Source organism: Castellaniella denitrificans, from assembly GCF_042653765.1.
GTDB classification, from domain to species: Bacteria; Pseudomonadota; Gammaproteobacteria; order Burkholderiales; family Burkholderiaceae_B; genus Castellaniella; species Castellaniella denitrificans.
The window spans coordinates 419,411-428,088 of the sequence record NZ_JBHSEZ010000004.1 but is presented as its reverse complement, the minus strand read 5'-3'; the positions used below and the strand labels follow the sequence as shown (position 1 = coordinate 428,088).

At 69.1% G+C, this 8,678-nt stretch carries 8 protein-coding genes and 1 other RNA gene; 7 read left to right on the top strand and 2 right to left on the bottom strand.

All coding sequences use genetic code 11. From position 1 onward, the window contains the following. Window positions 1-244 precede the first annotated feature (244 nt). Window positions 245-613, top strand: coding sequence for a DUF4870 family protein (locus ACFO27_RS08110; RefSeq protein WP_052355966.1), 369 nt, complete (start codon window positions 245-247; stop codon window positions 611-613). Window positions 614-757: 144 nt separating this feature from the next. On the opposite strand, the gene ACFO27_RS08105 is transcribed toward ACFO27_RS08110, so the two are convergent. Next, entirely contained in the window at window positions 758-1,030 is a 273-nt protein-coding gene (locus ACFO27_RS08105; protein WP_343836900.1) for an SWIB/MDM2 domain-containing protein, read from the bottom strand. 130 nt (window positions 1,031-1,160) lie between these two features. Here ACFO27_RS08105 and pyrC point away from each other — a divergent pair, with 130 nt between their 5' ends. Beyond that, window positions 1,161-2,252 (top strand): dihydroorotase, encoded by a 1,092-nt coding sequence (pyrC, locus tag ACFO27_RS08100; RefSeq protein ID WP_376816896.1) that lies wholly within the window; start codon window positions 1,161-1,163, stop codon window positions 2,250-2,252. Window positions 2,253-2,262: 10 nt separating this feature from the next. On the opposite strand, the gene ACFO27_RS08095 is transcribed toward pyrC, so the two are convergent. Further along, window positions 2,263-4,104, bottom strand: a complete 1,842-nt coding sequence (locus ACFO27_RS08095) for an ATP-binding cassette domain-containing protein (RefSeq protein WP_415830980.1) — start codon at window positions 4,102-4,104, stop codon at window positions 2,263-2,265. A 107-nt stretch (window positions 4,105-4,211) separates the two neighbouring features. Here ACFO27_RS08095 and rnpB point away from each other — a divergent pair. The 5 genes from rnpB to ACFO27_RS08070 all read left to right on the top strand — a co-directional run bounded on the left by rnpB (window position 4,212) and on the right by ACFO27_RS08070 (window position 8,625). Next, an RNA gene (gene rnpB, locus ACFO27_RS08090) (RNase P RNA component class A) lies at window positions 4,212-4,615 on the top strand. 144 nt (window positions 4,616-4,759) lie between these two features. Beyond that, window positions 4,760-5,614: an ABC transporter ATP-binding protein gene (locus ACFO27_RS08085; RefSeq protein WP_376816878.1), complete on the top strand. Its 855-nt coding sequence runs from the start codon at window positions 4,760-4,762 to the stop codon at window positions 5,612-5,614. Next, window positions 5,595-6,302 (top strand): ABC transporter ATP-binding protein, encoded by a 708-nt coding sequence (locus tag ACFO27_RS08080; RefSeq protein ID WP_376816877.1) that lies wholly within the window; start codon window positions 5,595-5,597, stop codon window positions 6,300-6,302. Before ACFO27_RS08085 ends, ACFO27_RS08080 begins: the two co-directional genes overlap by 20 nt. Before the next feature lie 40 nt (window positions 6,303-6,342). Next, window positions 6,343-7,410, top strand: coding sequence for a branched-chain amino acid ABC transporter permease (locus ACFO27_RS08075; RefSeq protein WP_376816876.1), 1,068 nt, complete (start codon window positions 6,343-6,345; stop codon window positions 7,408-7,410). 9 nt (window positions 7,411-7,419) lie between these two features. After that, complete coding sequence (locus ACFO27_RS08070) at window positions 7,420-8,625, top strand: branched-chain amino acid ABC transporter permease (protein ID WP_376816875.1); 1,206 nt, start codon at window positions 7,420-7,422, stop codon at window positions 8,623-8,625. Window positions 8,626-8,678 lie beyond the last annotated feature (53 nt).

Below are 8,678 nucleotides of genomic sequence, written 5' to 3'. Positions count from 1 at the left end.
CGTCAGGCTTTTATACCGCAAAGCCCCCGCAGAGATCCTCTGCGGGGGCTTTGTCTTTGGGGCGGCGGCAAAATGGGGCGGCGACAAGGCGCCCTATGGCGTTGAACGGCGCAAGGCCGCGGCGGAAGACTGGCCCCCGCGGGAACGGCAAGCAGCCGCAGGCTGTGCGGCGCAGGGGCGCATCCCTGATAGAATGAACTTTTCAAACGCCGGCGCACGGCCTGCGCCCTCCGCAGGAGACCTCATGATTCAAGGCGACGATACCCCCGACATGGACAAGGGCCTGAACCAGCGGCAGCTCGTCCATCTGATGTACGCCCTGTTCGCCGTGGGCATTCTGTCCGCGGGGATCTTCGGCGCGGCCGTCCTGGCCGCTGTGGTGCTGGCTTACCTGAAGCGCGGCGACATGGTCGGCACCGTCTATGCCGGTCACATCGACTGGATCATCCGGACGTTCTGGTGGGGTCTGCTGTGGCTGGCGCTCAGCGCCCTGGCCAGTCTGATCTTCGTCGGCTTCGTCACGGGCCTGGTGGCCGTGATCTGGATCATCTACCGCATCGCCAAGGGCTGGCTCGCGCATTGGGCCGGGGAAACGCCGCTTCCGGGCCTGTGATCCCCGGCATCCCCTCGCAAGGGGCCGGGATGCCGCCTGTGGGCGGCTGCCGCTCCGCCCAGGGCGGGGGCCGTCGTCCGGCCGGGGCCGGTCCGGATCATTCCGGGCAGGCGAGGCTGCCGCGACAGCCCGCCGCAATCCTGCTTATTTCAGGTGCTGGCTGACCAGCTTGGTCAGTTCGAACATCGAAACCTGGTCCTTGCCGAACAGGGGGCGCAGCTTGGCATCCGCATTGATGTTGCGACGGTTCGCGGGATCCTGGAGGTTGTGCTTCTTGATATAGTCCCAGATGCGCTTGGTGACTTCGGTGCGGGGCACGGCTTCGTTGCCGATCACGGCCGCCAGGGTGGCGCTGGGGGTCAGGGGCTTCATGAATGCCGCATTGGGTTTGCGACCGGTCTTTTCGGTGGTTGCCATGTATGCAGGCTCCTACAGTGTTGAGTGAATAGCCCTCGCAGCATACCGCGTGTTTCCCCGAAAGACAAAACAGGATTGTCAGACCGTGTCACAGACTTCTTCCCCTGCTTTACCCGATTGCGACGCACCCGTGGCCGAGGCTTCCGCCGCGCCCGCGCGCATCCGCCTGTCCCGTCCCGACGACTGGCACCTGCACCTGCGCGACGGCGCGGTGCTGCGCAGCGTGGTGATGGACTCCGCGCGGCAGTTCGGTCGCGCCATCGTCATGCCCAACCTGAAGCCCCCGGTGCTGACGACCGAGGATGCGCGCGCCTACCGCGCGCGCGTCCTGGACGCCCTGCGGCAGGCCTGCGAGCGCGCGGGCGGGGACGGAACGCCGTCCTTCGAACCCCTGATGACCCTGTACCTGACCGACCGGACCGCGCCGGACGAGATCCGCCGCGCGCGCGACAGCGGCTTCGTGCACGGGGTCAAGCTCTACCCGGCCGGGGCGACCACCCATTCGGACGCCGGCGTGACGGACTTGCTGGGCCAGTGCCGGGCGACCCTCGCGGCCATGCAGGAATGCGGCATGCCGCTGCTGGTCCACGGCGAGGTCACCGATCCGGCGGTCGACCTGTTCGACCGCGAGGCGGTCTTCATCGAACGGGTCATGCTGCCCCTGCGGCGCGCCTTTCCCGAACTGAAGGTGGTGTTCGAGCACCTGACCACGGCGGACGGCGCGGCCTACGTCACGGAGGCCGACGGCCCCATCGGCGCCACGCTGACGCCGCAGCACTTGCTGTACAACCGCAACGCCCTGTTCAAGGGCGGGCTGCGGCCCCATTGGTACTGCCTGCCGGTCCTGAAGCGGGAAATCCACCGCCAGGCCTTGCTGAAGGCGGCGACCAGCGGCAATCCGCGATTCTTTCTGGGCACGGACAGCGCCCCGCATCCGCGCGGCGCCAAGGAGCAGGACTGCGGCTGCGCGGGCTGCTACACGGCCCGCCACGCCATGGCGTTGTACGCGACGGCGTTCGAGTCCGTCGGCCGCCTGGACCGCCTGGAGGCCTTCGCCAGCCGGCATGGCCCGGCGTTCTATGGCCTGCCGGTCAACACGGGCACCTTGACCCTGGAGCGGGTCGCGGATTCCGTTCCCCAGGACCTGCCGCTGGGCGACGACGTGGTCGTGCCGCTGGCCGCCGGGGAATCCCTGGCCTGGCGCGTGGCCGAGGCCGGCTGAACCGGGCGGCTCACTCGCCGCGCTTGTCTTCCAGCAGGGTCCAGCGCTCGAACAGGGCCTCCAGCCGGCTTTCCAGCTCGCCCAGGGCCTGCTGGACGCGCTGCGCCTCGTCGGCGCCCTGGCTGTACAGGCCGGGGTCGGACAGGCGCGCCGCCAGGGCGGCCTGTTCCGTTTCCAGGGCGGAGATCCGGTCGGGCAGGCCGGCCAGCTCCTCGGCCTCCCAGGGGGCCAGGCGGCTCTTGCGCGGCTTGTCGGCGGCGTCGGCCGGGGCCTGCGCGCCGGTTCCGGCCTTCTTCGCCGCGCCGGGTTCGGGTTGCCGGCCGGCGCGCGCGGCGGGGGCTTCCGGCGCGGCGGGGCGCGGCCGCTGGGCCTCCCAGTCGGCGTAGCCGCCCACGTATTCCCGCCAGTGGCCGTCGTCCTCGGCGGCGATGGTCTGCGTGACCACGTTGTCCAGGAAGCTGCGGTCGTGGCTGACCAGCAGGACGGTGCCCTGGTAGTCCTGCAGCAGGCCTTCCAGCAGTTCCAGGGTGTCGATGTCCAGGTCGTTGGTGGGCTCGTCCAGCACCAGCACGTTGTGCGGCTGGGCGAACATGCGCGCCAGCGCCAGGCGGGCGCGCTCGCCCCCCGACAGGCTGGACACGGGGGAGTGGGCGCGCGCGGCGGGGAAGAGGAAGTCTTCGAGGTAGCTCATGACGTGCTTGCGCTGGCCGCCGATCTCCACCCATTCGCTGCCCGGGCTGATGGTGTCGGCCAGGGTGGCGGATTCGTCGAGCCGGTCGCGCAGCTGGTCGAAGTAGCCGATCGACAGGTTGGTGCCCAGGCGCACGCTGCCTTTGAGCGGCCGCAGTTCGCCCAGCAGGATGCGCAGCAGCGTCGTCTTGCCCGCGCCGTTGGGGCCGATGAGCCCGATGCGGTCGCCGCGCTGGATCAGGGTGCTGAAGTCCCGGATCAGGATGCGTTCGCCGTAGCCGTGGGTGACGTTCAGCAGTTCGGCCACGAGCTTGCCGGAGCGCTGGCCGTCGGCCAGGGAAAACCGCACCTGGCCCTGCTGGTCGCGCCGCTCGGCGCGCTCGCGGCGCAGGGCCTCCAGGCGGCGGACCCGGCCTTCGTTGCGGGTGCGGCGCGCTTCGATGCCCTTGCGGATCCAGACCTCTTCCTGGGACAGCAACTTGTCGAAGCGGGCGTTGGCCTGCTGTTCGGCGTCGAGCCACTGGGCCTTGCGGGCCTGCCAGGCGGAAAAATTGCCGGGGAAGCTCAGCAGCCGTCCCCGGTCGAGCTCGACGATGCGGGTGGCGACGGCGTCCAGGAAGCGGCGGTCGTGGGTGATCAGCACCACCGCCGCGCGCGTGGCGCGCAGCAGGTCCTCCAGCCAGGCGATGCCGGCGAAGTCCAGGTGGTTGGTCGGCTCGTCGAGCAGCAGCAGGTCGGGCTCCTGGACCAGGGCGTGGGCCAGGGCCACGCGCTTGCGCGTGCCGCCGGACAGGCCGCGGATGGGCAGGTCGGGGTCGAGCCCCAGCGCGTCGATCAGCGCCCCGGCGCGGGCCGAGCGCTGCCAGTCCTCGGTCGCCAGCAAGTCGCCGGACAGATAGCCGAGGACGGTCTCGTCCTCGGGCAGCTCGGGTTCCTGCTCGACGGTGGCGATGCGCAGGCCGCCGCGCCGCCGGATCTCGCCGTCGTCGAGACGGGCGCGGCCGTCCAGGACGCGCAGCAGGGACGACTTGCCCGCGCCGTTGCGGCCGATCAGGCCGATGCGCTCGCCGGCCAGCAGGGTCAGGTCGGCGTGATCGAGCAAGGGGTGGTGGCCGTAGGCAAGCTGGGCCTGGGCGAGGGCGAGCAGGGTGTCGGACATGATGCGGGCAATGGTGAGGCGGTCGCCGGGGCCGGGCGCGCCGGGACCAAAGGCATATTGTCGCAGTTTGGACGGGGGCGTGCCGTGGCGCTGTCGTACAATGCCGCTGCGGGGCAGATCGGGCGATCGCGGTGCCGGAAGGCATCGAGGAAGGTCCGGACTCCATCGGGCGCGATAGCGGCTAACGGCCGTCCGGCGATCCTTTCGGGGAAAGCCGAGGACCAGGGCCACAGAGACGAGTCTGCCGCGGGGGTGCGCCGCGAGGCGCACACCGGTACGGCCATCTCCGTACCGTCCGTCCGGCCAGCCCGGGCGGTCCGCGGCAGGGTGAAACGCGGCAACCTCTATCGGGAGCAACATCAAATAGGCATGCGCCGGCTTCGTGCCGACAGGGCGGCCCGTCCGAGCATGCGGGTAGATGGCTAGAGCGGTCCAGCAATGGCCCGCCCAGAGGAATGATCGCCCGCCGGGGCAACCCGGCGTACAGAATCCGGCCTATAGATCTGTTCCGCTTCTTTTCTTTCCGACGCATGCGGCCATGGCCATAGGGAATTATGCGCATTCGGCCGCCACGGCGGCTGTGATACCCTGAACCATCATTTCCAACCGACGGCCCGCCGCGCGGATGCGCGATGGGTACGCCGGCCGGATTCCCGTCGTGGAAATCCAGCAGGAGGCATCGGTGGCGGATTCGACAGCATCTTCCCTGTCGGAAACGGATGTCGGCCAGCGGCGTCCGCTGCTCGAAGTCCGTGACCTGACGAAAAGCTTCGGCGGCCTGCGCGCCGTGGATCATTGTTCGTTCCAGGTGGAACGCGGCACCATCACCGGCCTGATCGGTCCCAACGGCGCCGGCAAGACCACGGTGTTCAATCTCATGACCGGCTTCATCCCCCCCGATTCGGGGCGGATCCTGCTGGACGGCCAAGACATCGGCCACCTGCGTCCGGACCAGATCTTCGCCCGCGGCCTGTGCCGCACGTTCCAGATCCCCCGCGAGCACGGCACCATGAGTGTCCTGGAAAACCTCATGCTGGTACCGCCGGGCCAGTCGGGGGAGCGCTGGTGGAACGCCCTGCTGCGTCCGGGCCGGGTCCGCGCCGAGGAAACCCGCCACCTGCTCAAGGCGCGGGAAGTCCTGGAATACCTGCAGCTCACCCATGTCCAGCACGAATACGCGGCCAACCTGTCGGGCGGACAGAAGAAGCTGCTGGAAATGGGCCGCACGCTGATGGCGGACCCCCGGATCATCCTGCTGGACGAGCCGGCGGCCGGGGTCAACCGCACGCTGCTGCAAAGCATCGTCCGGAACATCCAGGCCCTGTCGCGAGAGCGCGGCATCACCTTCCTGCTGATCGAGCACGACATGAACATGGTCATGAACCTGTGCGACCCGGTCATCGTCATGAGCGAAGGGCGCAAGCTGGCCGAGGGTGCGCCCGAGGCCGTGCGCAACGACCGGGCGGTGCTGGAGGCCTACCTGGGAGGGCAATATGCCGCTGCTGCAGGTTGACGCCGTCACGGCGGGCTACGGCGATACCGAGATCCTGCGCGCGGTGTCCATCCGGGTCGAGGCCGGCGAGGTCGTCGCCATCATCGGTCCCAACGGCGCGGGCAAGTCCACCCTGATGAAGACGATCTTCGGCCTGCTGCATCCGCGCCAGGGCGCCATCTCCTTCGACGGCCACGACATCACGCGCGAGGCGCCGCATCGCATCGTGCGGCTGGGCATGTGCTATGTGCCGCAGGTGGCCAACGTCTTCACCTCGCTGACGGTCGAGGAAAATCTGGAAATGGGCGCCTTCCCGATGGGGAAGGTCGACCTGTCGGACAACAAGGACCGGGTCTATGCGATGTTCCCCAAGCTGCGCCAGCGCCGCCGGCAGCTGGCGGGCAAGATGTCGGGCGGCGAACGGCAGATGGTCGCGATGGGCAGCGCCCTGATGATGAGTCCCCGGCTGCTGCTGCTGGACGAACCCACGGCCGCCCTGTCCCCGAAGCTGGTGGACGAGATCTTCGAGCGCATCGCCCGGATCAACGACAGCGGCGTGGGCATCCTGATGGTCGAGCAGAACGCCCGGCAGTCCCTGGGGATGGCCCATCGCGGCTACGTGCTGGCCAACGGCGAGAACCGCCACGAAGGCACGGGCCGGGACCTGCTCGACGATCCGAACGTCGGGCGCCTCTACCTGGGAGGATGACGCGATGATCGATACGGCGCGGTCCGCGGCGGACAAGGGCATGTCTCCGGACGTTCCAGGCGCTTCGGACGCTCCGGCGGCCGCGGATGCCGGGGCGGTGGACGCCCGGGATTCGGGCGGCGCGCGCAGCAGCCGCTTCGTCGGCGGCGTGCTGCTGCTGGTGCTGGCCGGCATGTGGGTCGCGGGCTGGCTTTCGGGCACCAGCGCAGAGGACATGCTGTCCCTGACGGCGTGGGGGGTGATGCTGGGCGGCATCATCGCGCTGGGCGGCATCGGCCTCACGCTTTGCTACGGCGTCCTGAAATTCCCGAATTTCGCCCATGGCGAATTCCTGACCCTGGGGGCCTATGTGACCTACGGCATGGTGCTCGTCCTGCCGCAGTCGAATCCCATCTGGCTGTTTTCCTTCGGCTGGGAGCTCGTCGTCGGCCTGGCGCTGGCGGCGGCGGTCACCGCCGTCGTGGCGATCGTGCTCGACCGGCTGCTGTACCGGCCGCTGCGCAGGCACCAGTCGCCGCTCGTGCTGCTGGCCATGGCCTCGCTGGGCATGGAATTCCTGCTGCGGGGCATCGTCTATCTCATCTGGGGATCGGATTTCCATTTCTATTATTCCGGGCGCTCCAATCCGGCGCTGTACCTGCCCTTCGGCCTGCGCCTGCAGGCGGACCAGCTCTTCGTCTTCGCCCTGGCCGTCGTCCTGGTGGCGCTGCTGTACTGGATGCTGACCCGCACGCGCATCGGCAAGGCCATGCGCGCGACGGCCGACAATCCCGACCTGGCCCAGGTGCGCGGGATCGACACCGAACAGGTCATCGCCTGGACCTGGAGCATCGGCGCGGGCCTGGCCGCCATCGGGGGCGTCATGTACGGGCTGGCGTCGCAGATGCGCCCGGACATGGGCTTCGTGCTGCTGCTGCCCCTGTTCGCGGCGGTGATCATGGGCGGGATCGGCAACGCCTGGGGGGCGCTGGTCGGTTCCGTCATCATCGGGATCGCCATGCAGCTGACTTCCGCTTTCCTGAACCCCGCCTATGGGCCGGCGGTCGCCTTCGTGCTGATGGTGCTGGTGCTGCTGATGCGGCCCCAGGGGCTGTTCGCCCAACGCTAGGAGCCGGACATGGATACCCTGAATCTGCTCAAGGCCTGCTTCCTGCTGGTCCCCGCCTTCCTGCTGGGGTGCCTGCTGTTCTCGCGCTGGCGCTGGCGGGCGCGCCTGCCGGCGGCCCTGGCGCTGGGCGGCGCCCTGGCCTTCGGCGTGGCGGGCTGGCTGCCCGGCATCATGGATTACCTGGTGTCCTTCAGCATCATGGCGATCATCTATTCGATCCTGTCGCTGGGCCTGAACGCGCAATGGGGATACAACGGCCACCTGAATTTCGGCGTGGCCGGCTTCTTCGCCGTGGGGGCCTTCACCATGGCGCTGTTCGTCACTTCGCCGCCCTCGGGCCTGATGGCGGCCTACGCCCACCAGTGGTTCGGCCTGGACGCGCCCTATCTGGCGGGGGTGGCGGCCGCCGGCATCATGGCGGGCGTCGTGGCCTGGCTGATCGCCCAGCCCATCCTGCATCTGCGGGCGGATTTCCTGGCGATCGCCACGCTGGGGATCGCCGAGATCATCCGGCTCGTTTTCCAGAACGAGCGCTGGCTGGCCAACGGGCCGCAACCCATGTCCGGCATCCCGCAGCCCCTGTCCTGCGTCTTCGATGGCGCGGGCTGCGGCTGGCTGCCCGACGCCCTCCATGCCGCGCTGTCGATCATGCAGCCCCGGGACTACAGCTATCTGTACCTGGTGATCGTCGCGATCGCGCTGGCCCTGACCTACGTCGTGCTGGAGGCCATGGTGCGCTCGCCCTGGGGGCGCGCGCTGCGCGCCGTGCGGGACGAGGAGGACTCGGCCGCCATGAGCGGCAAGCACGTCAAGTCCCTGCGCGTGCAGTCCTTCGTGCTGGGCGCCGTCGTCATCGGCGTGGCCGGTGCCTTGTATGCGCCGTACATGGTCACGATCGACTACAGCCACTTCAAGCCCCTGTTCGCCACGTTCCTGGTCTGGGTGATGCTGATGCTGGGGGGCAGCGGCAACAACAAGGGCGCCATCCTGGGCGCCTTCGTGATCTGGGCCGTCTGGAGCGGCACGGGCTTCGTCACGGATTACCTGCAGGTCGCCCTGCAGGGGGTCGCCCCCGACGTGGCCTCGCGCATGTCCTTCCTGCGCTGGGCCTTCGTGGGGCTGCTGCTGGCGCTGATCGTGCTGTATCGCCCGCAGGGCATCCTGCCCGAGAAAAAGCGCGTGTCCCGCTTCCTGGACGGGGAGCCGGAGGACTGATCCCGGCCCGCCGATGCCCACGATGAGAAAAAGGCCACGCGGACGTGGCCCTT